Source organism: Peribacillus sedimenti, assembly GCF_046237635.1.
Classification (GTDB): domain Bacteria; phylum Bacillota; class Bacilli; order Bacillales; family DSM-1321; genus Peribacillus; species Peribacillus sedimenti.
On sequence record NZ_CP143547.1, the window covers coordinates 1,817,489 to 1,841,292 of the forward strand.

At 42.5% G+C, this 23,804-nt stretch carries 24 protein-coding genes and 1 pseudogene; 14 read left to right on the plus strand and 11 right to left on the minus strand.

Annotation, left to right across the window (positions count from 1 at the left end):
* Nucleotides 1-323: 323 nt before the first annotated feature.
* The 3 genes and pseudogenes from V1500_RS08950 to V1500_RS08960 form a co-directional block, all read right to left on the minus strand.
* Nucleotides 324-1,055, minus strand: a complete 732-nt coding sequence (locus V1500_RS08950; RefSeq protein ID WP_409305214.1) for a ZIP family metal transporter — start codon at nt 1,053-1,055, stop codon at nt 324-326.
* A gap of 191 nt (nt 1,056-1,246) precedes the next feature.
* The gene (locus V1500_RS08955; RefSeq protein ID WP_409305215.1) at nt 1,247-2,467 is read right to left on the minus strand and encodes an MFS transporter; all 1,221 of its coding nucleotides are present in this window, start codon (nt 2,465-2,467) and stop codon (nt 1,247-1,249) included.
* Between the two features lie 450 nt (nt 2,468-2,917).
* Nucleotides 2,918-3,025 (minus strand): annotated as a pseudogene (locus V1500_RS08960) (hypothetical protein); the annotation flags it as partial.
* 662 nt (nt 3,026-3,687) lie between these two features.
* Between V1500_RS08960 and V1500_RS08965 the strand changes: the two are divergent.
* Together V1500_RS08965 and V1500_RS08970 are read left to right on the plus strand one after the other, a co-directional pair.
* Nucleotides 3,688-4,128 (plus strand): MarR family winged helix-turn-helix transcriptional regulator, encoded by a 441-nt coding sequence (locus V1500_RS08965; RefSeq protein WP_409305216.1) that lies wholly within the window; start codon nt 3,688-3,690, stop codon nt 4,126-4,128.
* 208 nt (nt 4,129-4,336) lie between these two features.
* On the plus strand, nt 4,337-6,031 hold the full coding sequence (locus tag V1500_RS08970) for a M3 family oligoendopeptidase (RefSeq protein ID WP_409305217.1): 1,695 nt from the start codon (nt 4,337-4,339) through the stop codon (nt 6,029-6,031).
* A 729-nt stretch (nt 6,032-6,760) separates the two neighbouring features.
* Here the strand turns inward: V1500_RS08970 and V1500_RS08975 are convergent.
* Nucleotides 6,761-7,636, minus strand: a complete 876-nt coding sequence (locus V1500_RS08975; protein ID WP_409305893.1) for an IS3 family transposase — start codon at nt 7,634-7,636, stop codon at nt 6,761-6,763.
* The gene (locus V1500_RS08980; protein WP_409300131.1) at nt 7,633-7,926 is read right to left on the minus strand and encodes a transposase; all 294 of its coding nucleotides are present in this window, start codon (nt 7,924-7,926) and stop codon (nt 7,633-7,635) included. Before V1500_RS08980 ends, V1500_RS08975 begins: the two co-directional genes overlap by 4 nt.
* Nucleotides 7,927-8,527: 601 nt before the next feature.
* Here V1500_RS08980 and V1500_RS08985 point away from each other — a divergent pair.
* The 5 genes from V1500_RS08985 (at nt 8,528) to V1500_RS09005 (ending at nt 11,316) form a co-directional block, all read left to right on the plus strand.
* Nucleotides 8,528-8,842 carry a transposase gene (locus V1500_RS08985; RefSeq protein ID WP_409305218.1) on the plus strand — a complete coding sequence of 105 codons (315 nt, stop codon included), beginning with the start codon at nt 8,528-8,530 and terminating at the stop codon, nt 8,840-8,842.
* Between the two features lie 82 nt (nt 8,843-8,924).
* Complete coding sequence (locus V1500_RS08990) at nt 8,925-9,671, plus strand: transposase (protein ID WP_409305219.1); 747 nt, start codon at nt 8,925-8,927, stop codon at nt 9,669-9,671.
* Nucleotides 9,672-9,675: 4 nt separating this feature from the next.
* Nucleotides 9,676-9,792 carry a hypothetical protein gene (locus tag V1500_RS08995; RefSeq protein WP_409305220.1) on the plus strand — a complete coding sequence of 39 codons (117 nt, stop codon included), beginning with the start codon at nt 9,676-9,678 and terminating at the stop codon, nt 9,790-9,792.
* Complete coding sequence (locus V1500_RS09000) at nt 9,792-9,950, plus strand: hypothetical protein (protein WP_409302963.1); 159 nt, start codon at nt 9,792-9,794, stop codon at nt 9,948-9,950. The genes V1500_RS08995 and V1500_RS09000 overlap by 1 nt, the downstream gene beginning before the upstream one ends.
* 322 nt (nt 9,951-10,272) lie before the next feature.
* Nucleotides 10,273-11,316, plus strand: a complete 1,044-nt coding sequence (locus V1500_RS09005; RefSeq protein WP_409305221.1) for a hypothetical protein — start codon at nt 10,273-10,275, stop codon at nt 11,314-11,316.
* A 43-nt stretch (nt 11,317-11,359) separates the two neighbouring features.
* Here the strand turns inward: V1500_RS09005 and V1500_RS09010 are convergent, their stop codons facing one another.
* Both V1500_RS09010 and V1500_RS09015 read right to left on the minus strand, forming a co-directional pair.
* Nucleotides 11,360-12,106, minus strand: coding sequence for a hypothetical protein (locus V1500_RS09010; protein WP_409305222.1), 747 nt, complete (start codon nt 12,104-12,106; stop codon nt 11,360-11,362).
* Nucleotides 12,107-12,276: 170 nt separating this feature from the next.
* The gene (locus V1500_RS09015; protein ID WP_409305223.1) at nt 12,277-12,453 is read right to left on the minus strand and encodes a YkvS family protein; all 177 of its coding nucleotides are present in this window, start codon (nt 12,451-12,453) and stop codon (nt 12,277-12,279) included.
* 365 nt (nt 12,454-12,818) lie between these two features.
* Here V1500_RS09015 and V1500_RS09020 point away from each other — a divergent pair, with 365 nt between their 5' ends.
* A complete protein-coding gene (locus V1500_RS09020) occupies nt 12,819-13,013 on the plus strand; it encodes a hypothetical protein (RefSeq protein WP_409305224.1) in 195 nt (64 codons plus the stop codon).
* Between the two features lie 63 nt (nt 13,014-13,076).
* On the opposite strand, the gene V1500_RS09025 is transcribed toward V1500_RS09020, so the two are convergent.
* Complete coding sequence (locus tag V1500_RS09025; RefSeq protein WP_409305225.1) at nt 13,077-13,577, minus strand: sigma-70 family RNA polymerase sigma factor; 501 nt, start codon at nt 13,575-13,577, stop codon at nt 13,077-13,079.
* A gap of 517 nt (nt 13,578-14,094) precedes the next feature.
* Between V1500_RS09025 and V1500_RS09030 the strand changes: the two genes are divergently transcribed.
* On the plus strand, nt 14,095-14,835 hold the full coding sequence (locus V1500_RS09030) for an SDR family NAD(P)-dependent oxidoreductase (RefSeq protein ID WP_409305226.1): 741 nt from the start codon (nt 14,095-14,097) through the stop codon (nt 14,833-14,835).
* Between the two features lie 53 nt (nt 14,836-14,888).
* Here V1500_RS09030 and V1500_RS09035 read toward each other — a convergent pair whose 3' ends face one another.
* Nucleotides 14,889-15,734, minus strand: a complete 846-nt coding sequence (locus V1500_RS09035; RefSeq protein WP_409305227.1) for a thermonuclease family protein — start codon at nt 15,732-15,734, stop codon at nt 14,889-14,891.
* A 434-nt stretch (nt 15,735-16,168) separates the two neighbouring features.
* Here V1500_RS09035 and V1500_RS09040 point away from each other — a divergent pair, with 434 nt between their 5' ends.
* The 4 genes from V1500_RS09040 (at nt 16,169) to V1500_RS09055 (ending at nt 20,283) form a co-directional block, all read left to right on the plus strand.
* The gene (locus V1500_RS09040; RefSeq protein WP_409305228.1) at nt 16,169-16,435 is read left to right on the plus strand and encodes a phosphocarrier protein HPr; all 267 of its coding nucleotides are present in this window, start codon (nt 16,169-16,171) and stop codon (nt 16,433-16,435) included.
* Nucleotides 16,435-18,153, plus strand: coding sequence for a phosphoenolpyruvate--protein phosphotransferase (ptsP, locus tag V1500_RS09045; protein ID WP_409305229.1), 1,719 nt, complete (start codon nt 16,435-16,437; stop codon nt 18,151-18,153). Before V1500_RS09040 ends, ptsP begins: the two co-directional genes overlap by 1 nt.
* 432 nt (nt 18,154-18,585) lie before the next feature.
* Nucleotides 18,586-19,371, plus strand: coding sequence for an SDR family oxidoreductase (locus V1500_RS09050; protein ID WP_409305952.1), 786 nt, complete (start codon nt 18,586-18,588; stop codon nt 19,369-19,371).
* Between the two features lie 36 nt (nt 19,372-19,407).
* Entirely contained in the window at nt 19,408-20,283 is an 876-nt protein-coding gene (locus V1500_RS09055; protein ID WP_409305230.1) for an NAD(P)-dependent oxidoreductase, read from the plus strand.
* 606 nt (nt 20,284-20,889) lie between these two features.
* Here V1500_RS09055 and V1500_RS09060 read toward each other — a convergent pair.
* Nucleotides 20,890-22,032 (minus strand): aminotransferase A, encoded by a 1,143-nt coding sequence (locus tag V1500_RS09060; RefSeq protein WP_409305231.1) that lies wholly within the window; start codon nt 22,030-22,032, stop codon nt 20,890-20,892.
* 158 nt (nt 22,033-22,190) lie between these two features.
* Between V1500_RS09060 and corA the strand changes: the two genes are divergently transcribed.
* The gene (gene corA / locus V1500_RS09065; RefSeq protein WP_409305233.1) at nt 22,191-23,177 is read left to right on the plus strand and encodes a magnesium/cobalt transporter CorA; all 987 of its coding nucleotides are present in this window, start codon (nt 22,191-22,193) and stop codon (nt 23,175-23,177) included.
* Between the two features lie 63 nt (nt 23,178-23,240).
* Here corA and V1500_RS09070 read toward each other — a convergent pair whose 3' ends face one another.
* Nucleotides 23,241-23,708 (minus strand): RrF2 family transcriptional regulator, encoded by a 468-nt coding sequence (locus V1500_RS09070; protein WP_409305235.1) that lies wholly within the window; start codon nt 23,706-23,708, stop codon nt 23,241-23,243.
* Nucleotides 23,709-23,804: the final 96 nt, after the last annotated feature.

Below are 23,804 nucleotides of genomic sequence, written 5' to 3' on the forward strand. Positions count from 1 at the left end.
ATCATTTTGAAGAGTCCATTGAAAGACCTTCTCCATTGATCGCTAAATAGTATTTACCAATCAAATATTTATAACTGTAGAGGTTTACCAAAATGTGCCTTGTTGATTGTAAAATCAACGGCTGCCTGCAGGAATTGCCAGATCTTTCCTTCACCAAGTTTACAATACTGTAATATTTACGAGGTTTCATACATAAATGCTTGTATGTATATGGAAATTACCCATTGCCTAAATCCAGTGAGAAGAAAGCGCTGTCTTATGCAGAATAATACATAAAAAACCCCTCCGCCTTATGCAGAGGGGATGTGTTTTCCAGTTATCTTTCACACGATTTCAAGCAGGAGGATCATAAATAGGAGGCCGACGATGAAGGAATACGTCGAGGTCCTTTCATTCCCGTCACCATGGCTTTCCGGGATTAGTTCCTTATATACGATGAACAACATTGCTCCTGCTGCAAAGGCAAGGCCGTAGGGTACAAGAAAACTGATATAGGTGGTCAGGTAGAATCCGAGCAGGGATGTCACAATTTCAATGGCTCCCGTTAATGTTGCCAGGATAAAGGCTTTAATCTTGCCTATTTTTTGATTGATTAAAAACAATGCAACCAAAAGTCCTTCAGGTGCATTTTGCAGTCCGATCGCAAAAGCTATCAAGTTCCCTGTATCCTGGTGCTCTGAGGCGTAGCTGACTCCGACCGAAAGTCCTTCTGGAATATTATGCAGGGTAATGGCCGAGATAATCAGCAGCGCTTTTTCATCAAATTCTATGCCGCTTTTTGAATGCTCCAAATCCATATGGGGAATATTTTTTTCAAGCAGGGTCAAGGCGGCTACGCCAAGCGTAATCCCAATAACCAGCTGGATATAACTCCCCGATTCAATGGATTGGGGTATAAGGCTTAACAAAGAAGCAGCCATCATGATTCCGGCAGTGAAAGCGAGCAGCGTATCCCTGAATCTGTGAGTGATTGACCTGGAAATAAAAAGGATGACCAGGGCACCTGCACCGGTAGACATGGCGGATAATATACTTCCGATCAAAACTTCACTCATTTTATCCCCCTCTTTATTTATATAAAATGATTTCTTCCAGTCCGTAATTCCCAAAATACTATATGCGCGGCCAGGGCGGAATGTTTATCATCGCCCAAGCTTTATCTGCTGCACGGCCTATCGTTTGGCGCAGTCTGGGAAGGCAAATATTGTTTACGTAAGGAAATAAAATAATGTTCTCCATGTTTGTTTTATGCCGCATTCCATTTTTTTAGCTTTTGGTCTGAAGGCAGGAATAGTCCAGCTGCGGCAAGCAGCGGGAGGAACCCGACCAGCTTTATCATGCTTGCTATGCCGATCGCATCGGCAATGGATCCAAGGGCGACAGAACCAACCGCACCCATCCCGAAGGCAAATCCTACCGTTAAGCCGGCCATGGTCCCGACCTTACCGGGAACCAGTTCCTGGGCGTATACGACTGTGACAGAAAAGCTCGTCATGAGCACAAAACCAATAATAAAGAGTAATATTGCGGAAATCACTGGCGAAGCAAACGGCAGCATGACAGTGAACGGAAGGCTGCACAGCTGGGATACCAGAATCACGCGCTTTCTGCCATAGCGGTCTGCCAGAGGCCCTCCGAAAAATGTACCGAGGGCTCCAGCCGCCAGGAATCCAAATAGATAGTACTGGGCTGTCCTGATGGAAAAGTCATGCTCCTCCAGCATGTAAAAAGCATAAAAATTTGTCATACAGGATATATACCAGGACCGGACAAAGATAATGAACAAGATCAATGCTACGGAAATTCCAATAGCCCTGCTATTCTTCCGGTCCTTTGTATCACTTTTAGCCTTCTTTTTCGGCAGCATGTGAAGATTTCCGGAATACCATTTTGCAATGTATGAAAGAAGCAGGACAGCCGTCAGCGCGACAGGGGCAAACCAAAGGGCCCCATGCTGTCCAAAAGGAACCAATATGAGTGCTGTAATCAATGGGGCTAAAGCCTGGCCGCTGTTGCCGCCAACCTGGTAGATAGATTGGGAAAGCCCGCGTTTTGGACCGCCTGCCATAAATGCGACGCGTGAACCTTCTGGATGGAAGATGGCGGAACCCACCCCAATCAGCATCACGGAACATATCACCGAAATGTAGTTCGGTGAAAATGCTAAAAGAATAATGCCCGCCATTGAGCTTGTCAATGCGATCGGCAATGCAAAAGGCATCGGTTTTTGGTCTGTATACCAGCCGACCACCGGCTGCATCACAGATGAAATAATATTTAAGGCAAAAGCAATAAAGCCGAGCTGGGTGTAACTTAAGCCCATTGATTTCTCAAGGATTGGAAACATGGCAGGAACCACGGATTGAAGTGAATCATTGAGCAAATGGCAAAGTCCGATAATGACAAGGACACCGTAAGTGGTAGAGCCTTGCATTTGTTTTTTTATAGCGTATGCTGTGCCTGGCATGAGGTCATCTCCTATTTTTGTCATAAAATACGAAAATATGTTAACAGCCGAAATCACCTTTATGCATATAGAAAAATCGGCCTGGTTACGGAATGTGTTTCAAATATAATATCATAAAACCATTTTACGCCCTTTTATTGGAATCTATCGAAAAAACGCCATTTATATATTTATATTTATATAGAAAGGCTCTGTAATTCTGCTTTTTATAGAAGTCAATATCAGCACTGTTTTCACTGGCTGAGTTCAGAAATTCAGAGAGTTATAAACAGCTCTTCCATTTGTCGCACGATTCGTCTTTTTTTGTAAAAGGAAGGGTAAATCCACCTAGTATCGGGCAGTCAATCTCAATATAAGTATGACAAGACCAAAAAAGTGGTTTCAAAATGATGGGACAGCACTAAAGAATGAGGCTGTCTCGGGCTGCTGCATGTTCTCCCGCTTTCACATCTAGGAATGAGTCTGCGGCAACGAAATTTCGACTTTAGTTCCATGATTCCTTTTACTTGTAATCTGAATCGAAACGTTGAATAATTCTATAATTCTTTTACTTACAAAGAGCCCTAGCCCCGTACCCGTTGCCTTTGATGGATAGAAAGGGTCGAAGGCTTTATTAACTGCGCTTTCTCCATTCCGGTTCCGGTATCAATAATTTTGCAGCAGGGCAGGAGATTGTCCTTTCAATAGCATAATCTCAAGGCTGCCTCATATACCGATATAGCTTCATACCCATTTTTCACGATATTCAATAGTGACCTGTTGCCTGCAATGATCAAGAAAGTAAAAAGAGACTTATAGTCTATCCATATATATTTGCCGGACTTTTTGACTTATATATTCCAGGACACTTCGTCCGCAGGAACTTGAACCTGCTCTCTGCCTTTGTTTGCTGCTTTTCCATCGGGTATGTAATAATGTATATCCAAGCTTGCCGGTAATCCATATAGGAACGCCAGGGATCAACATCTTAATGACTTTTTCCATATAATCGATTGGCTATCCCGATATAAAAAATTATACTGTTCTTACCAATAAACATACATTCCTCTTCTTTTTTCTTTTTTTTCAGTATAACAAACCGCTAAAAAAAACTATAGTAGGCCAGTCTTATCAGAGCGAAATTGACAAACGCTGTCCAATTTCATATAATAACCTTGAATTCGAGATACTTTCCTGATGGTTTATCAGAATCTTCATATATAATAAAGGTCGTGAAATATTTGGAACAAGACAGCATAAAACAATCCTTGAAACTATTTATCGTTTTATCTCGGGCGCATCGATCCCTTAATGATATTGTAAATAAGTATATTGCCGAACGAGGCCTGAACCCTACCGAATTTGCTGTGCTGGAATTGCTGTACCACAAGGGGGATCAGCCGCTTCAGCAGATAGGCGGTAAAATCCTGTTAGCCAGTGGAAGCATAACATATGTGGTTGACAAACTTGAGCAAAAGGAATACTTAAGGCGGGTTGCCTGTAAGAGTGACCGCAGGGTTACATTTGCCCAGATCACAGATAAGGGCAAAGAATTTATCGAGTCCGTTTTTCCGGAACATGAAAGGAAAATCGATGAATTGATGAATGAACTTTCACCTGAGGAAAAAGATACAGCAATCGAATTGCTAAAAAGAGTCGGAAAGAATGCGGCGGGTCAATAAACAAGTCATCTTCATTCAGTGAAGGTGATTTTTTTTGCAAGGGATTGCGGTAACCAATCAAAGTAATTTCCCTTCGCTATATATGAATTTTGTTATAATTCCAGACAAAAAGTAGAAGAAATTTCTGAATTTATAATATAATAGGTTGGTACAGGTTTTTAACATGCCTGTCTGGTTCAGGTGAGATAATGACTTGGGAGATGATTAAATGAAATTTACTGAATATGAATACAAACGTCCTGATATGGATGAAGCAAAGGTACAATTCTCAGAAGCCCTGGCTCGATTTACATCTGCTTCCACAGTTGAGCAACAGAGCGAAGCGATGAATGAAATAAACAGCATAAGAAATAAATTGAGCACCATGTTTTCGCTCGGATACATACGCCATTCCATTGATACGACGGATCCATTTTACAAGGAGCAGAATGATTATCTTGATGAGATCGCTCCAGAACTCGAGAACCTTGTGTCCCAGTATTACAGGGAGCTCGTTTCATCCAAATTCCGCAGCGAGCTGGAAGCAAAATACGGCAAGCAGCTCTTTGCCCTTGCTGAAGGCCAGCTGAAAACTTTCTCTCCGGAAATCATTCCACTGCTTCAGAAAGAAAACAAGCTTTCTTCTGAATATACACAGCTGCTTGCTGCCGCCAAGATCGATTTTGAAGGGGAGGAACGGACGCTTCCTCAGCTGCAGCCGTTCATGGAATCCCCTGACAGAGAGATGAGAAAGCGTGCCAGCGAGGCCAGCTTCGGATTTATGAAGGAAAATGAGCAAAAATTGGATGAAATCTATGATAGCCTTGTCAAGGTCCGCCATGAAATTGCCCAGAAGCTCGGATACAAAAATTTCGTGGAGCTTGGCTACCACAGAATGCATAGAACGGATTACAATGCCGACATGGTGGCAAACTTCCGCAAGCAGGTAGAGGACTATATTGTTCCGCTTGCAACGAAGCTTAAGGAAAGACAGCGCGAAAGACTAGGCTTAGAGCAGCTGAAATTCTATGACGAAGGCTTCAAGTTCGAATCGGGAAATGCCACTCCGAAAGGCGATCCTGAATGGATCATCGAAAACGGCAAAAAGATGTATGAGGAGCTGTCTTCTGAGACAAATGAATTCTTTACGTTCATGACAGAAAATGAGCTGATGGACCTTGTTTCGAAAAAGGGAAAAGCAGGCGGCGGATATTGCTCATTTATCGAGGAGTACAAGGCGCCGTTCATCTTCTCCAACTTCAATGGAACGTCGGGCGACATCGATGTCCTCACGCATGAGGCGGGCCATGCTTTCCAGGTATACAGCAGCAGAAATTTTGAAATACCTGAATATAACTGGCCGACATATGAAGCATGTGAGATTCATTCCATGAGCATGGAATTTTTTACATGGCCATGGATGGACCTGTTCTTCAAGGAAGAGACAGATAAGTATAAATATGCCCATTTAAGCGGCGCTCTGCTGTTCTTGCCATATGGTGTGGCGGTCGATGAATATCAGCACTTTGTTTATGAAAATCCTGAGGCAACTCCTGAGGAAAGAAAGCAGGCGTGGAGACGGATTGAAAACAAATATCTGCCTCACCGTGATTATGATGGTAATGAATATTTGGAGAAGGGCGGCTTCTGGCAGCGTCAGGGCCATATCTACAGCACGCCTTTCTACTATATTGATTACACACTTGCACAAATTTGTGCGTTCCAATTCTGGAAACGTTCGATTGAGGACCGCGAAGATGCCTGGAAGGACTATCTCAACCTGTGCAAGCTTGGCGGAAGCCAGTCATTCCTAGGCTTGGTAGAGGCTGCAAACCTCCAGTCACCGTTCGAGGATGGCACAGTTGAATCCGTGGTCGGCGTAATCGATGAATGGCTCGAATCAGTAGATGACAAAAAGCTATAATGGTAGCAAAATCGCTAATCCGTTTCTTGCGGGTTAGCTTTTTTTTGTATGTTTGGTGCATCATGATATGAGATTAGGGATTTTTGTCGTGAGGGAGCAGTATCAGGCATTATACAGTGGGAGAATTAACGTTTTAAGAGAATAAGAGCATAAAATAGAGCATGAATGGCAGAGAGTTACTTGTAAATTTCAGAACTATTAATAGAGTTACGGAGTCTGGAGTTCATGCTTTAATTGCATGCTTTTCAAATTTTAAGGATACGGAAAAAGAGGGGAAGCATGGTTCATATATTTATCAAAAATAATGAGCAAGGAAATCTTCAAATTTTATAACCATAATTGTGATAAGATAAACTAGCTGTTCCGGGATTTATGCTCGAATCTAACATCCGAGGTATTAAAGCTGAAAAAGCCGGCATACATTTTAATTTTTTTACAAAAATATGATATAAAACTGTTTAGCATAGGAAGAACTGAAGTAAAATACCATATTTTATTAGGATAATTGTGATTTATGCTCGATATTAGGATTTTTATGCGCGAGTATTCTCAATTAATGCTCGAAGTTCAAGTATTTATGGACTTCAGTCAAGAAAGTGGACAATAGGCTTTGATTTTATTTTGTTCTAAATCTCTAGCGCATTTCGTTTGCTGAAGGTTTCTGAAAGTGATCAGTCAAAAACCTGACTGTTCACTTCATACCCAAATGGTGAAATTATTAGTTATAAACTAGCTTGCGAAACCCATATTTCTCTCGAATTGATTAGGTGAACAGAAGCCTAAAGTCGAGTGTTTCCTTCTTTGGTTATAAAAACTGCTGATGTAGTAATTGATTGCTTTTGTTGCTTCTGCCCGAGACTTAAAACGTCTTCTATAAATTAACTCTTTTTTAATTGTCGCATGAAACGATTCTATGCAGGCATTGTCGTATGGATTGCCTTTTCTGCTCATGCTGATTTTAACGTTAAGTTCCTGCAGCCTCTCCACATACTGGTTAGAACAATACTGGGATCCTCGGTCAGAATGGTGGATTAATTCCTTTGTAGGCTGCCGCGTCAGGAGCGCCATGTTTAAAGCCTGCAGCGGCAGTTCCTTTTTCATATGGGAATCCATGCTCCATCCCACTATTTTTCGGGAAAACAAATCCATCACGGTCGACAAATAAACCCATCCTTCCAGGGTCCAAATGTATGTAATATCTGCTACCCATATCCGATCCCGCGCTTGCGCACGAAATTCTTGATTTAAAAGATTAGGATAAAGGCGCAAATCATGATTGGAATCCGTGGTCACGACAAATCTTTCTTCCGGGATAGCACGCAAACCTAAATCCTTCATGATTCGGGCGACCGTTTTTTTTGAAATCGTATATCCCCATTCGATTAAATCATGATGGACCCTGGGACTTCCATAAGTTCCTTCACTTTCATAGTAAGATTTTTTTATTTTCTGCTGGATTTCTTTCTTGTAAGCCTCTCTTTCGAGGTCGACCCTATCTTTGTTATCTATCCACTTGTAATATCCACTCTTCGATACTTTTAAGACTTTACACATCATCACCACAGTATGTTCATCCCGATGAGCATAGATGAAACTGTAAATTATGCTTGGTTTTTTGTGAAGATGTGCATAGCCTTTTTTAGAATTTCATTTTCCTCTCTTAACTGCTGAATCTCTTTTTCATGCTGTTTTTGTAGTTTTTTAAGTTCTGCAGGTGTTATATATGTCTCTTTTTCTGTCCCGTTTCTTAATTTCTTCTTATATTCACTAACCCACCTGCGAAGAGTGGGATACGGCACTTCCAGCTCGTATGCTACTTCCCGGGCTACCCGGCCCTCCTCAACCACTAATTTAGCTACATATTCTTTAAATTCCGGATCACGATGTTTCCCCACTCTGAACACGTCCTTTTAATAATTATGTTTATTATAAGTTATCTTTTTTACGTGTCCACTTTTTAGACTAACTTGATTTATGCTCGAAATCTCAAAAATTATGCTCGCAAATGCAGATTTATGCTCGAATACAACATTCTAGGTATTAGAGCAGTAAAAAGCCGGGGTACATTTTAATTTTTATTGAAATATGATAAAAAACCGTTTAGCAAAGGAAAAACGAAAGTAAAATACCATATTTTATTAGCAAAATAGTGATGTATGCTCGATACTATTAATTTTATGCGCGAGTATTCTGAATCAGTGCTCGGTATTCCGGAATTTATGCTCGCAATTCCAAATTCATGCTTGAATCTAACATCCGAGGTATTAGAGCTGAAAAAGCCGGCATACATTTTAATTTTTTAAGAAAATACATGATAAAAAACTGTTTAGCAAAGGAAGAACGAAAGTAAAATACATATTTTTATTAGCAAAATGGTGATGTATGCGCGATACTATTAATTTTATGCGCTATATCTTTTAGGACCCCTTAATCCATTGGACACCGAAAATGCCTAACCCTTACACTAGGTACAAGTAAAAATAAGGGGGTGCATAAATGCCCAAAAGGAAAATTGATGTTATTGAGGATGTAAAAAAGCAATATGTCCGGATGGCGCTGGAGAGTGGAAGAATGGCCTCCATTGCCAGGAAGGCAGGAATTTCGACGAACACAATAAGAAAATGGATCAATGAATACGATGATGAAGTCCGTGATGGCATGGAGGCTGAAGGGACTGCCGTCCTTTCAGAGAACCCTACGAAAGATGAACTGATGGAGAAGTATGAAAAGGCGATGAAACTGCTTGGGGAAAAAGAACTGGAGGTGGCGATGTTAAAGAACCTGTTAAAAAAAAACAATTCCCCTAAGTAATCGTCTGGAGGAAATATACCTCTGGGCCAGCGAAGGTTTTCCAATAAAGCGTGCAGCCACCGCACTGGGAGTGAATCGATCCTTGTACTACCATCACTATAAAGAAGAAAAAAGAGACGAAGAAGGAACGGCCAGGCGTGGAAGGCCCTTCCCGGGCTTCTCTGAAACCCTGTCGGGTCATAGGATATCGGATGAAGAGATCGAGGAGTTCCTGATGGAGGCAGTCGAGGGGGAAGAAGGCATTTACGGATATAAAAAGCTGACCCACCACCTTAAGGTAAGGTATGGTCTGAAGATCAACAAAAAGAAGGTCATGCGGCTATGCAGGAAACTTGGGATCCTCTTGCCTGTACGGCATGCGCCCTCCCCTTATCCAAGAAGGCTGGCCAGGCAGCACGTGATCAACGGGCCAAATGAGCTGTGGCAGGTGGATATCAAGTATGGCTCCATCGAGGAGAGTGGCAGGTTCTTTTTCCTAGCCAGTGCCATTGATGTCTATGACCGGAGCATTGTCGGCCATTACCGAGGGTCAAGCTGCAGGGCAGAGGACATTACGGAGATGCTTAAGGAAGCACTCAAGAGCCGTAAAGTGGCGATTCCAGAGAAAGAGGATGAGTATTCCATCATCATCCGAAGCGATAATGGACCACAATTCCTGAGTAAGCATTTTGGTGAATTCTGTATGGAACAGAAGGTGTACCATGAACGGATCCCGCCAAAATCGCCCAACCTGAATGCCTATATCGAATCCTTTCACAGTATTATTGAACGGGAGTGTTACCAGCGACATGTTTTTATGCTTCGAAGAAGCCTACTACTGGATCGATGACTTTATGGATTTCTATAACAACAGGAAGTATCATGGCAGCCTGAAATACCTCTCCCCTTCGGGTTACCACCAGCTTTTCTTGGAGGAAGGGCCTGTTGAGGAGAGAGCAGTAAGCCTCTGATGTGCAGATTGACTCCTTCTTCACCTACCAACCAGGAAAGTGATGGAGCGAAAGTGTCAAGCGAAGTGGGCTTGACACTGCAGAGACATCATTTACAATCGGCAAAGGTAAAGCAGGAGGATAGGAAAATGAAAAAGATAGCTAAACGGAGAAATTAGTAGATCGTGTCCTAAATTAGGGGGCCAAGCCGATATTCTGGAATTAATGCTCGATTCCGGTGTTTATGCTCGAAATCTCAAAAATATGCTCGAATTCCCTGATTTATGATCGAAGTCGCAATTTGCTTACCGTAATGAGTATATTGCTATTTAGGCAGATTGCACATCTATACCAGCGATGTAAATTCAGGCCCGGTCAATTAGTCTAAAAAGAAATGCATGCATAACTGGGATTCATCCATTAAACAAAACAAAACATATTCCTGCCCTGTGTTAAATCTCCTGCCTGTACATATATATGATATGAGGAAGGGGGGACGGGATGTTTGCTAGGTGGACTGCAGCCTTTCAGATTGCAGCCGTGTATGTCGGAACCATTGTGGGTGCCGGCTTTGCAACCGGAAAGGAAATCGTTGAATTTTTTACTCAATACGGATTTTATGGATTTTTAGGAATCCTGATGTCCGGTTATATATTCATTTTTACTGGAGCCAAAATGATGATTCTTTCCTCCAGGATGGGTGCCGCTTCATATGAGGAGTTTAACAGGTTTTTATTTGGCAGAAGAATGGCGGCCGCGGTCAATATTCTATTCCTTTTTATGCTGCTTGGAGTAACGGCAGTCATGATTTCAGGAGCGGGGGCGGTGTTTGAGGAACAGCTTGGATTCTCAAGGACTGCTGGGGTGCTATTCACGATCATTGCGGCTTCCATTGTCCTGATGCTGGGGATCAAAGGGCTGTTTGCAGTAAACTCCTTTGTCGTGCCGATCATGATTTCATTTAGTGTCATGCTTTGCGTATTGACACTGATGAATACAGGAGTAACAGAATCGTTTTACACAGTGCCTGCCAAAGGAATCACATGGCAGACGGTCCTGTCGCCGTTTGCCTATACTGCCTTTAATCTTTCACTGTCACAGGCCGTCCTGGTGCCGGTAGCCAAGGAAGTGAATGATGAAAAACTGATAAAGAGAGGGGCAATTCTCGGAGGGGTATTCCTTACAGTCATTCTGCTGACCGGACATTTCTCGCTAGTGACTCTCCCAGGTGTCGGACAATATGAAATACCATCGGCGGAGCTGATGAAAAATGTGGCATCAAGCTTTTATTTAATCTTTATTTTGGTTATATATGGAGAAATCTTCACTTCGGTAATTGGCAATATTTTCGGATTGCAGCAGCAAATCAGCATGTACTTTAATGTCCCTATTCTGGTTATTATCCTGGGAATATTTTCGGTTGCATTCCTGCTCAGCGAGGTCCAATACGGCAAGCTATTGGGTTATTTATATCCCATGTTTGGCTATATCAGCATGGTATTCCTGGTTCTTGTTTGGCGGACAGACATTAGGCAGAATACGTAAAGGCGGACGATTCATATGGCAATCGTCCGCCTGTTTGTATTCCTTACTTGTTTTTGACAATCGTTTTGCCCATCTCCAGGAACGGCTGGCGTAAGTCTTTATCTTTCGTAGTATAGATTAAGAGCCTTACCGGATTTTCTTGATCTTTAATCAGGACGGAAGTTACCACATCGTTGCCACTGATTGTTTCTTTGATCACTCCGTTTGGAACTGAAAGCCCTGCATCCGTTACCGGTTTTACCTGATCCGCAATGGATTTTAACAGAGTGTCTGTATTTTGCTCTATATCAGCCCAATTGACATCGGCAGGAAGGACCTCAATCCTCATGAACAACTCTTCATTCTGTTTAAATACCAGGCTGTCTTTGCCAGGTTCCTCGCCATACAGTTCATATTCTGGCAGCACATACATGCTGAAATTTTGATTATCGCTGTTTTTTACAAATGCTGTTTGTTGTTTTTCAGAACCGTCTTGTTTAAATGTGAGGTTTTGTTCAGGTATACGGACTATGTCGCTGGCAGGTTCTGTGTTTTCTTCGCCTGCTTGATCACTGGATTCATCCTTGTTTTCAGTGTCGCCTGATTCTTGATTTTCGGCAGAACCGCCGGTTGTCTGGCTGCTTTCGGTCTCATTCTTCTGGCTGCTTTCAGACTCGGTTTTCTGATCGGTTGTCGCCTTTTCTTCTTGATTTGCCTTTTCTCCGGCCTGATTCTCCGGGTTTGTGCCGCATCCTGCCAGTAATAGCCCGGTTAGTGAGAAGCCTAGTACTAAGAAGTGTAATTTGCGCATGTTTTTCCCTGACCTTTCTAGATTCAGATTAGTTGTGCTGTGGTTACCGGTGTTTTTCTTAATCTACATAATTAGACGTGCCTGTATGTTAAAGGTTACAGAAAAAAACACTTTCGAAAAAAATATCGGCAGCCAAGTTGATATCTTGGCCTGCCGTATCATCGACAATACTATTGAATGACTTTGTAGTTTTTGTGATTGACAACTGTCTTCTGTTCAAGCTCCAGATCACGGTAATTATCCATAATTGTTAAATCTACGATGACCGAGTTTTCGTTTACTTTTTCAACAACCCCCCGCAAACCTTCACGGAATTCAATGATATTGCCTACTTCCGCTTTTTTCATTGGACACCATCCTTTACTTGCATTATAAATTGAATTTGAATACCTGACTGCCATTTGTCCCCGCTTAGCTTTGGGTTTAAAACAATAAAAAACATGATGGGTTTCTGCTGCAAATTCAAATAATTTTAATAGTTTACTATACAGTTTGCACTATTTTGATAGTTTCGTAAAGATGATATTTCAAATATATAACAATTTTCACAGAGGTGTAGACAATTCTCGGCAAAAATTGCAGAAAGCGTTAACAACCCAAATATACAAAGCGGATTTAAGAACGGTATGTGTAAGCAACCAAATTAGGTTATTGAATAAAAACGCCAGACATGGGAAACTAGATGAATGACAGGAAGAACGGAGGGATTGCTTTGACAGAACAAGAAGTAAATGAAATATTGGATAAGCTAGCTTCCAGAGAAATAGAAGCTCATTTAGTGGAGAAGCATGAGTTCCTTGCTTTTCGAAATGTACTGGTCAAACGTGAGGACTTTAAGCATTTCCGTGGCATTGCCCAGCATGGAGGAAATGTGTTATACCAGTACTTAGATGAAGCAAGAAGTTAATGCCCATCATAATCAAGAGCCATCCGGAAATCATTCCAGGATGGCTCTTTTAGCGGGTGGAGATTATTGCCCCGCTTGGAGTCCAGAAAGTTCTTGTTTCATCTTCGCGAGGGCCGTCTGCCTCCACGACTTCACAAGAGTGGCGGTGACACCGCATTCATTTGCAATTTCAGAAATTGTTTTCTGTTCCAGAAACGCTAAGACCACCCATTTTGTTTGGCAATCGGTCAAACCCGTGCAATAGGAAAGAAGGATTTCCTTTTGCAATGGATGGTCCACTACAATCATTTCCTCACTGAGGCTGTCCGTTTCTTCTCCCATTAGGGTAACCTTCGATTGTCTCGCAGCATCATTTCGAAGTGCGATTAGAATTCTTCCTCTTATCATGGAATACGCGTATGTGGAAAAAACGCCTTTTTCTTTTTCGTATTTGGTATGAGCCTCCCATAAAGCTTCCAGTCCTATCTGGAAGTAATCCTCCTTATTTTTATAAATGGAGAGTTTGCGGATGATGCTGCCGATCATCGGAGTGTAGGAATCTGCTAGTTCAGAAAACGCAGCCAATGTGATCACCTTGGTGAAAAGTGCACTTTTCCTTTATTCCCGGGTGATACCAATGTAGCTTTACACAATTTTTATAGCCAGGCAGGGTAATTCAAGAAATTGCACGCGAAAACATTATTTCTTCATCATAGGTGATCGAAAATTTAAGAATGGGCAAAGAATATAGAATAAATCAAGCTTTTCCAGATAAAAAATTTTGTCTGGATTGTTAATCCTTTTCTCTTATAACAGGCTGGGGTGGGTGTGCACTTCTCTATAAATATCACTGGAAATTTGTATGTGCTTTGTTTAAATCTCGGAAGTGGAGTAGTACGCCTTTCCGATCAATGTGGTCGGAGAAGTTGTATGCTGGTTTTTCAAATATTAGAAGTGTGGTAGTATGGCGTTTCCGATCAATGTCAGTAGAGGTTTGATATGATGCTTCGGCATGATATGAGCAGGGGAATGGTTGCAGCAAGGATATTTGTGGTACATAGTAAGGGTGGATATATGGAATTCTTTATTGAGGTGAAAGAATATGAACTGGAAGAAAAAACATGTAATAGTAACAGGATCAGGAAGCGGGATAGGCAAGGGGGTTGCTCTGCATTATGGGTCCTTGGGAGCCCATGTCATAATCGCAGAAATGGATGAAGAAAAAGGAAAGGCTGTTGAAGGGCAGATCACCTCTTCCGGGGGAAAGGGCTTCTTTATTAAGACTGATGTGAGGGATGAGGCAAGCATCAGGAATATGCTAGAAACGGCGGTACAGAAATTCGGTCCCATACATGTCCTGATCAATAATGCGGGTGTGTCAAAATTTAAAAATCTCCATGAATTAAGTGTGGCCGAATGGGATGATATTCTGTCCACGAATTTGCGGAGTGTCTTTATTGCATCAAAGGAAGCCTCGAAAAATATGGAACGAGGGGCCGCTATCGTGAACATTGCTTCGACTCGCGCATTTATGTCAGAGAAAGATTCTGAGGCATACGCTGCGAGCAAAGGAGGAATTTTTGCGCTTACACATGCGCTTGCCGCTTCTTTGAGTGAACAGGGCATCAGGGTGAATTCAATCAGCCCCGGATGGATTCAAAATGAGAACTATGACCAGTTATCTGAAAAGGATCACCTCCAGCACTGGTCTGGACGGGTAGGGAAACCTTCCGATATTGCCAGAGCGTGTCTTTACTTGACTGATCCGGAAAATGACTTTGTAAATGGAGAAAATATTGTCGTTGACGGCGGCATGACAAGAAAGATGATTTATGAAGAATAGAAACAAAAGGACCCTGATTGGCTGCATCAGGGTCTTTTTATAAAGTGGCGGCACTATCTCTGGGCTTTCCTGAAACCCGCTTTTTTTGCGTCGGCCTCTGTGCAGAACATTTCTTCTGCTTTAGTAGCATCATAGGACTGCCCTGAAGGGACATGATAGATTTTATCGCCGCGGGAATTAATGTTTCCTTTGATTTTTGGATTTGCACATGAAGAACCTTGGTTGCTTCCTGTTTTATCGGCAGGAGAATTGGGTAATATGACAGTGTCATCAAAACCCCGGTCCGTTGCGTAATTTTCGATTGACCAGATCCCTAGTTTTTTCTTCTTTGCATCTTCCTGAAGGCTGCGGAACTCATCAATGTATTTTGTGTTTGGGGCATACACATAAGCCACTCTCGCCAGCCCTTTTTCGATCAGCAGCTTATTGGCCATTTGTCCATCGACATATAAATAAGCAAGGAGCCTCCCGTACTTGTCCCGTTCACTGATTCCCGTTTCAACCTCAATCGCAGTCCCGGGCGCCAACAGCTTTTTTACGTAGTCGCTTGCTTCGCGGCCGAATGGCTGAACGGGTTTGTCAGGGTGTACGGTTTCAGGCGTGTCGACCAATAGAAGCCGCACTGTTTCTTCTCGTTTTCCAATCTTGATTTTGACAGTATCTCCATCGACTGGGTGCACCACTTTTGCCGGGAAGGTTTTGCCTGCTGCCTCCTTTGTTGCCGGCTGTGATTCACTTGCTTTTTCTTCACCATTCTGCTGAGCCGTATCTCTTTCAGTCTGCCCTGTACGTTCTGTATCCTGTCCACTCTTGCTCTCCAAGGTCCCCTGGCACGCGGTTAATGCCAGCAGTGAAAAAGCAAAGACGAAAAGGAAAATAACGCGATAAGATTTTTTCATGTTGTCCCTCCGGTCCGTTTGGTAGAATATCCTTTTTATCTTAATAAATTTTTAGCAGAATATCGATATATTTGAACGCGGTATCCTCATTTTAAAATAAGTTCCGGATTGTCGAAAAATGAAAGAATTGGAAGAACAAAACAGAATTTACCCGGCTGAAATTTTAGAATTTTGCGATAATGAAAACGCCGTTATTTTTTTGCATTTTTTGTGCGTAAAAGGGCGCTTTTTGATTGTCTAGAGAAGCAAGGAATGCTATTCTGAATTAGGAAAAGAACTGCTTCAGATCATGAAAGAATGCTGAAAGCTCTTACATTCCTTCCTGGCTTGCATTTCAGTTGTAACATAGATTTTCCTAAGTTAGGGAATGATGAAAAGGGATATAGCCGGAATGAACATTTTAATATTTTTGTTTGTAAAGGAGATTGATTATTTTGGTACAAAAAACATTTAAGGTAATCGCTGAAACAGGAATCCACGCACGCCCTGCAACTCTTTTGGTACAAGCAGCAGGCAAGTTCGATTCAGAAGTAAACCTTGAGTATAAAGGCAAGAAAGTAAACCTTAAATCCATCATGGGTGTTATGTCCCTTGGAATCGGCAAAGATTCAGAAATCACTATTTCTGCAGAGGGTTCAGATGAGCAGGACGCTCTTAACACATTGCAAGAAACTTTAAACAAAGAAGGTTTAGCTGAATAATGTCAACAATCCTAAAGGGTATTGCCGCGTCGAACGGCATTGCAATTGCAAAGGCCTATCGTTTAATTGAACCAGACTTGTCTGTAGAGAAGAAAACGATTGAATCAACCGGAGATGAGCTAGCACGTTTTAAGCAGGCAGTTGAAGTTTCCAAGACTGAATTACAGGCTATTCGCGACAGGGCGGAGAAAGAACTCGGTGCCGATAAAGCGGCGATTTTCGATGCGCATTTATTAGTCGTCAGCGACCCTGAGTTGCTGGGCCCAATCGAGGATAAAATCAGCTCTGAATCCATTAACGCTGAATTTGCATTGAAGGAAACGGCGGATATGTTTGTAACCATGTTCGAACAGATGGACAACGAATATATGAAGGAAAGAGCGTCCGATATCCGCGATGTGACCAAGCGTGTATTGTCGCACCTTCTTGGCGTCCAGATTCCGAATCCGAGCATGGTTCAGGAAGAAGTAATCATTATCGCAGAAGATTTAACACCTTCAGACACTGCGCAATTGAACCGGCAGTTTGTAAAAGGATTTACAACTGACATCGGCGGTCGGACTTCCCACTCTGCCATCATGGCACGTTCCATGGAAATACCGGCTGTTGTAGGTACAAAGGAAGCCACTGCTTCCATTAACAATGGAGATCTTGTAATTGTTGATGGCATCAATGGGGAAGTACATATCAACCCTACTCCTGAAGTCGTCGAAAATTATAAAAAAGAGTTCCATGCCTATAATGAGCAAAAAGCTGAATGGGCCAAGCTCGTCAACGAAAAATCCGTTTCCAGGGATGGCCATCATGTCGAGCTTGCTGCAAACATTGGGACTCCTAAAGATCTTGAAGGTGTCATTAACAATGGCGGGGAAGGCGTAGGGCTATACCGTACAGAGTTCCTGTACATGGGCAGAGACCAGCTTCCTACTGAAGATGAGCAGTTTGAAGCCTATAAGGCTGTTTTGGAAGGCATGAACGGAAATCCTGTTGTTGTCCGTACTTTGGATATCGGCGGCGACAAGGAGCTTCCATATCTTGAGCTTCCGAAGGAAATGAATCCATTCCTTGGCTACCGTGCAATCCGTCTATGCCTGGAAGAACAGGATATTTTCCGTACTCAATTGCGTGCACTTCTTCGTGCAAGCCAATATGGGAACCTGAAAATCATGTTCCCGATGATTGCAACTCTTGGTGAATTCCGCCAGGCTAAAGCGATTCTGGAAGAAGAAAAGCAAAAGCTTGTTTCAGAAGGCATGAAAGTGGCAGATAAGATTGAATTGGGAATCATGGTAGAAATCCCTTCTACAGCGGTCATGGCCGATACATTTGCAAAGGAAGTTGATTTCTTCAGCATCGGAACCAATGACCTAATCCAGTACACAATGGCTGCTGACCGTATGAACGAGCGAATTTCCTACCTCTATCAGCCATACAATCCGGCTATTTTACGCCTGGTCAAAATGGTTATTGATGCTGCTCATAAGGAAGGTAAATGGGCTGGTATGTGCGGAGAAATGGCGGGGGATGAAATCGCTATTCCATTGCTTCTAGGCCTTGGTCTTGATGAATTCTCCATGAGCGCAACTTCCATTCTGAGAGCACGTTCTCTAATCAGCAAGCTTTCTAAAGCTGAAATGGAAGAGCTTGCGCTTTCCGTCTTAGATTTAGATACAAATGATGCAGTAAAAGAAGCTGTCGAAAAAGCAGTGAATAAATAGAACAATGCAAAGGGCTGGATATCCGAGCAATTGGTATTCGGCCCTTTTTGTACAAAGATTTGTCAGGAATGACTGTCAGTAATGCTTTGTAGTATTAAAAATTTTTAAAAGAAACTAAAAATTTTCTCTTAACCAGGTTTATCTTTATGGCAGCCGGGTAAAGATGTAATGCAAGCACAGTTGTTTAGCTCGGTTAAAGCAGCTGACATTCTCATTTCCCCCTTTGATGCCGGACTGAGGTTTCCTCAGCCGGCTATTTTTTGCTGCTGCCATACTTCAGCTTGGAAACCATTCCCGCAAAACCACATGAATTTTTATAGAGATATGCAGGTGATGTTATGGCACACTGTATCAATAACAAGAATTTTTTCATTTTTCAGGACAAGAGGCTATAATGAAAATATATTATATCGATCATAGGGAGGGATTGATCTGGATTATCAGCTAAAAGGTAAAATCGCACTCATTGTGGCGTCAAGCCAGGGTCTTGGAAGGGCAATAGCCATAGAACTCGCCAAAGAGGGAGCTAATGTTATGCTCGCTGCCCGCAATGAGGAAAAATTGAAACAGGTTCAGGAAGAGATTAGGATCATGACAGATGAAACGGTGCTTTATACGGTAACTGATATCACTCAAAAGGACGAGATCAGGCAGCTTATCGATAAAACAGCAGAACAGCTGGGCGGCATTGATATTCTTGTTAATAATTCGGGAGGACCGCCGGCAGGAACATTTGCACAGATGTCAGATGATGATTGGCAGAATTCTTTTGAGCTAAACCTTTTAAGCTATATACGGTTAATTCGGGAGGCAATGCCCTATTTGAAAAAACGGGGCGGCAAAATCATCAATATTGCTTCGACATCCATTAAAGAGCCGATACCGGGATTGATTTTATCCAATACATTCCGTACTGCGGTGGTAGGCATGTCAAAAACACTTGCTGAAGAACTGGCGCCTTATGGCATTTTAATCAATACAGTCGCTCCGGGCAGGATCGCCACAGAACGTGTCCAGCATCTGGACCAATTCAATGCCGACAAGAGAGGGATGGCAAGGGAGAAGATACAGGAGCTGGCCGAGAAAAATATACCTTTGGGCCGATACGGAGAACCGGAGGAATTTGCCCGTGTGGTGGCGTTTCTGGCATCTGGTGCAAATACATATATGACCGGAAGCGCTTTCTTAGTTGACGGAGGTATGGTTAAATCCATTTGAAATGCAGACAAAAATAATTTGGGAGTGACGTATTAAGTGCTTACTAAAGAAAATACTGTGGTAGGTTTTATTGGAACTGGTGTAATGGGGAAAAGCATGGCTGGACACTTGATGGAGGCTGGATATGAGCTATACGTATATACCAGGACAAAGGAAAAGGCAGAGGAGCTGCTAGAAAAAGGGGCAAAATGGGCTGATTCCCCGAAAGAAATAGCACAGCATGCTAACGTCATCATCTCAATCGTTGGATATCCCCAGGATGTAGAAGAAATTTATCTGGGTACAGAAGGCATTGTTCCTAATGGAAAAGAAGGTACATATTTGATTGACATGACCACCTCCACACCAACATTAGCAAAAAAGATTTTTGAGGAAGCCAGAAAGCATGGCATGCATTCGCTTGATGCTCCTGTATCTGGCGGTGACATCGGTGCTCGCGAAGCCCGTCTTGCCATCATGGCTGGAGGCGATCAGGAGGATTTTGAAGCCGTAAAACCGATTTTTGAAATCATGGGCAGCAATATCGTTTACCAGGGCCCGGCTGGTTCAGGCCAGCATACGAAAATGAGCAATCAAATTGCCATTGCATCAAACATGATCGGAGTCTGTGAAGCGATCATTTATGCACAGAAAGCAGGCCTAAACCCGGAAACGGTTCTTAAAACAATCACTACTGGCGCAGCGGGAAGTTTTTCGCTGTCCAACCTTGCGCCAAGAATGATTAAGGGCGACTTCGAGCCCGGCTTCTATATCAAGCATTTCATCAAGGACATGGGCATTGCCCTGCAAGAGGCCAAAAGGATGGATATGGAAACGCCAGGACTTTCGCTGGCCAAATCCTTATATGACCAGCTTGCTGAAGCCGGTGAAGGCGACAGCGGCACCCAGGCTTTGTATAAGTATTGGGCTTAATTTGAGATAAGCATATGGCCATGGCTGCCATATGCTTATTTTGTTTTGGAATGGAGGGCATAATTTAGCACAACAAAATGTTGTAAGGCCTTTTCCTGTTAAATTCTCTCTAAAAGTAGTGGGCTGCTGCGTTGCTGAGATGGACTGATGTAAGCAAAAAAGAGAGGAGCTCGTTCAAATACATGTAATAGAATCATCAGAAAAAACGATAAGATCGTCACTGGATTGCCTGGAAAAGACCAAAAAAGATCTGCTTTAGATTCATAATGGGAAAAATCGAATGCCTGGGCAGCATTTTAAATGAGTTTTACGAACGAAACACCACATTTATGCTCGAAATCCATAATTTATGCTCGAAACTCACCAATATATGCTCGAAATCCATAATTTATGCTCGAACTCCCTATTTTATGATTGAAGTCCTATTATGATTTGATCGACCAGTGCTCGATCAAATGTTCTCTAACGAAGCAATAGGTATCTTAATTGAAGTCCTGTTTTACGGCCATATCGACTGCATATTCGAACCTTAATACACCTTAACCCGCCTGCGGCATGCCCCAGACGGAAAAAGCACACAGCTAAATGCGCCATGTGCTTTATCACTTACTTAAAAAACTTTTCCATCCTGTCCAGTGCCTCGCGCAGTGTGTCCTGTGAATAGGCGTATGATAACCGGAAATAACCTTCCCCAACCGGAGAAAAAGCATCTCCCGGTACGACTGCCACACCAGCTTCCTCCACAAGCTTTAAGCAAAAGTCCAGTGAGCTTCCATATCCATCAGGAATTTTGATGAAAAAGTAAAAGGCTCCGTCTGGCTTTACTACATCCAGAGTCATGCCGGTCAAGCGGTTATACACATAGTCCCGTCGTTTTGAGTATTCCTCTTTCATCGGAAGAGCGTCATTAAATCCATCGGTGAGCGCGGCAAGTGCCGCTTTTTGCGAAACGGATGATGCACAGGCTACATTGTATTGATGCACCTTCAAAATATGGCGCGAAACAACAGCAGGAGCAAATATGAATCCAATCCTCCAGCCTGTCATTGAATGAGATTTGGATAATCCATTAATTACAATAGTTTGTTCCTTTAAAAAGGAAGCGATCGATGTATGATTTTGGTCGAAAACGAGTTCACTGTAAATTTCATCCGCCAGTACAAAAATATCTTTTCCTCTTACTAAATCTGCTATATCCTCCAGCTCAGCAGCCGTCAGCGTGACGCCGGTCGGATTGGAAGGGTAGGGCAGTACGATGCAGCGGGTATTTTCAGTTATGTACTTTTCAATTATGTCTCTGGTAAGACGGAAGCCATTTTGAGTGGTATCAGCGAATATCGGCTTTGCTCCGCACATCTTGATGATTGGGTCATAGCCGGGATATACAGGTCCGGGCAGGATGACCTCCGTTCCTTCAGTCAATAAAGTGCGGAAGGTGACATCGATCGCTTCACTCCCGCCGACCGTAACGATAATTTCCTCATTTGCGTCATAATCAAGTCCGTATTTTTGGGAGACGTATTTCGCTGCGGCTTCCCTCAGTTCCAGAAAACCGGCATTATGTGTATACACAGTAAAATCTTCGTCAATCGCTGTTTTGGCCGCTTCTTTTATATGCGGCGGCGTCGGAAAATCCGGCTGGCCGATTGTCAGAGAAACGGTATCCTTCTTATCAGCAACCAAATTATAAAATTTGCGTATTCCTGAAATTTGTAACTCCTTAACTCGTGGATTCACTAGATGTTCCATTGAATTTCCTCCTGAACTCATCCATTGATATATGTGATAGCCATCAAGGGATGTCGCTTTAAATAACGATGTGTTAGCGATATAATGTTGTTAATTGCTTTAATTCAACATTCTAACAAAAGTCATGCAATAATTGAACATTGATGAAAGGGTTTCTTATGATTCGTACTTATGCTGTCAGAAAAGACGAGGAATTGATTGTAAATGTTCCTGTAGAAGAGCTGGTAAAACATATGGATGATTATATATGGATTTGGGCGGACTATTACCAGCCGAGCGCGGAGGAGATTTCTACGCTATCCACATCGTTTTCCTTTCATCCTCTTGCAATCGAGGATGCTATGGACGATTTTAACCAGAGGCCCAAAATCGACTTCTATGATGGATACCAGTTCCTTGTACTTCATTCCATCCATAAGGCAGAGTTATGTGCCGTTGAACTGGATATGTTCGTGAGCAAAAAATTCCTTGTCACCTTTTATAAAAAGCCGATTGAAGAGCTTGAATGGATATGGGACCAGGTGGAAAAAAGCCTGAGTCTCCGTAAAGGCCCTTTTTTCCTGATGCATCTGATTATTGATAAGCTTGTGGATGAATATTTCCCCGTCCTTTATAAAATCGAAGACGAACTAGACAATATTGAGGATAATACTGCCAACAAAACTATCAGTGAATTGATGGACCAGCTGTTTGATATGCGCGAAGTTCTATCCGGGATTCGCAGGACGATTCTCCCTATGAGGGATTTGCTGTATCGCATCACTCATTCTGACCGTCTTCAATATCTGCTGGAGCAGCAGCTTTACTTCAATGATGTCCATGATCATCTTCTTAAGCTGTCAGAGATGATTGAGTCACACAGGGAATTCTCATCTGATATTAGGGACAGTTATTTATCGCTTAACTCCAATAATATGAATAAAGTCATGATGACACTGACCGTCATTACCACGATCTTTATGCCGCTGACTTTTATAGCCGGCGTGTATGGCATGAACTTCGAGCATATGCCGGAGCTTCATTGGCGATACGGCTATCCTGCCGTGCTTGCTGGAATGGCAGCGGTAGGATTGTGTATGTTTGCGATTTTTGTCAAAAAAGGCTGGCTCCGGGTTAGCCTGCAAAGAAGACGAAAGAAAAGCTGAAAACAGCAAAATAAATGATAAGAAAGAGGGCTCCATTTAAAACAGGAGCCCTTTTTTATGTCATTATACAGGTTTTACTGGTTCTGTTACGTCCAGTTGTTTCATGCGGAACAGTTCCTTCAGCAAGACATTGTTTGCAGCCACATCTTCAAGTGAAAAGCGATCCAGCACCTGGAAGAAAGCCTCCATCGCAGATGCAAGAACATGTTTCAGAGAACATGCGGATGTGATGAGACAGTTTTTTTCGTCCTGGAAGCAGTCGACAAGGTAAAAGTCCTCTTCGGTCTTGCGGATCACTTCTCCCAGGTTAATCCGGGCTGGGTCCATGGCAAGGCGAAACCCGCCATTTCTCCCTCTAATAGTTTCGATATAACCTAATTTGCCAAGATTGTATATGATTTTCATCAGATGGTTCTTCGATATATCGTAGGCTTCAGCAATGTCCTTAATATTGGAAAGCTGTTCCCTGTCCTGGGAAGCCAAATATATTAAAACACGAAGTGAGTAATCGGAATAGTTGGTTAATCTCATGGCAACTCCTTCAAACTCTATTTTATACAACTCTATCATAACATGGTTGTGAACAAATTTTAAACATTGCAACTCCGGCAATAAAAACATGTATTT

Bases quoted from the DNA above. Each gene is read 5' to 3' on its own strand.
- V1500_RS08950 (WP_409305214.1), bottom strand. From the start codon at position 1,055: ATGAGTGAAGTTTTGATCGGAAGTATATTATCCGCCATGTCTACCGGT.
- V1500_RS08970 (WP_409305217.1), top strand. From the start codon at position 4,337: ATGAAATTTACTGAATATGAATACAAACGTCCTGATATGGATGAAGCA.
- V1500_RS09015 (WP_409305223.1), bottom strand. From the start codon at position 12,453: ATGAAAAAAGCGGAAGTAGGCAATATCATTGAATTCCGTGAAGGTTTG.
- V1500_RS09035 (WP_409305227.1), bottom strand. From the start codon at position 15,734: ATGAAAAAATCTTATCGCGTTATTTTCCTTTTCGTCTTTGCTTTTTCA.
- V1500_RS09000 (WP_409302963.1), top strand. From the start codon at position 9,792: ATGTGCAGATTGACTCCTTCTTCACCTACCAACCAGGAAAGTGATGGA.
- V1500_RS08985 (WP_409305218.1), top strand. From the start codon at position 8,528: ATGCCCAAAAGGAAAATTGATGTTATTGAGGATGTAAAAAAGCAATAT.
- V1500_RS09010 (WP_409305222.1), bottom strand. From the start codon at position 12,106: ATGCGCAAATTACACTTCTTAGTACTAGGCTTCTCACTAACCGGGCTA.
- V1500_RS08955 (WP_409305215.1), bottom strand. From the start codon at position 2,467: ATGCCAGGCACAGCATACGCTATAAAAAAACAAATGCAAGGCTCTACC.
- ptsP (WP_409305229.1), top strand. From the start codon at position 16,435: ATGTCAACAATCCTAAAGGGTATTGCCGCGTCGAACGGCATTGCAATT.
- corA (WP_409305233.1), top strand. From the start codon at position 22,191: ATGATTCGTACTTATGCTGTCAGAAAAGACGAGGAATTGATTGTAAAT.
- V1500_RS09030 (WP_409305226.1), top strand. From the start codon at position 14,095: ATGAACTGGAAGAAAAAACATGTAATAGTAACAGGATCAGGAAGCGGG.
- V1500_RS09070 (WP_409305235.1), bottom strand. From the start codon at position 23,708: ATGAGATTAACCAACTATTCCGATTACTCACTTCGTGTTTTAATATAT.
- V1500_RS08995 (WP_409305220.1), top strand. From the start codon at position 9,676: ATGGATTTCTATAACAACAGGAAGTATCATGGCAGCCTGAAATACCTC.
- V1500_RS09060 (WP_409305231.1), bottom strand. From the start codon at position 22,032: ATGGAACATCTAGTGAATCCACGAGTTAAGGAGTTACAAATTTCAGGA.
- V1500_RS09005 (WP_409305221.1), top strand. From the start codon at position 10,273: ATGTTTGCTAGGTGGACTGCAGCCTTTCAGATTGCAGCCGTGTATGTC.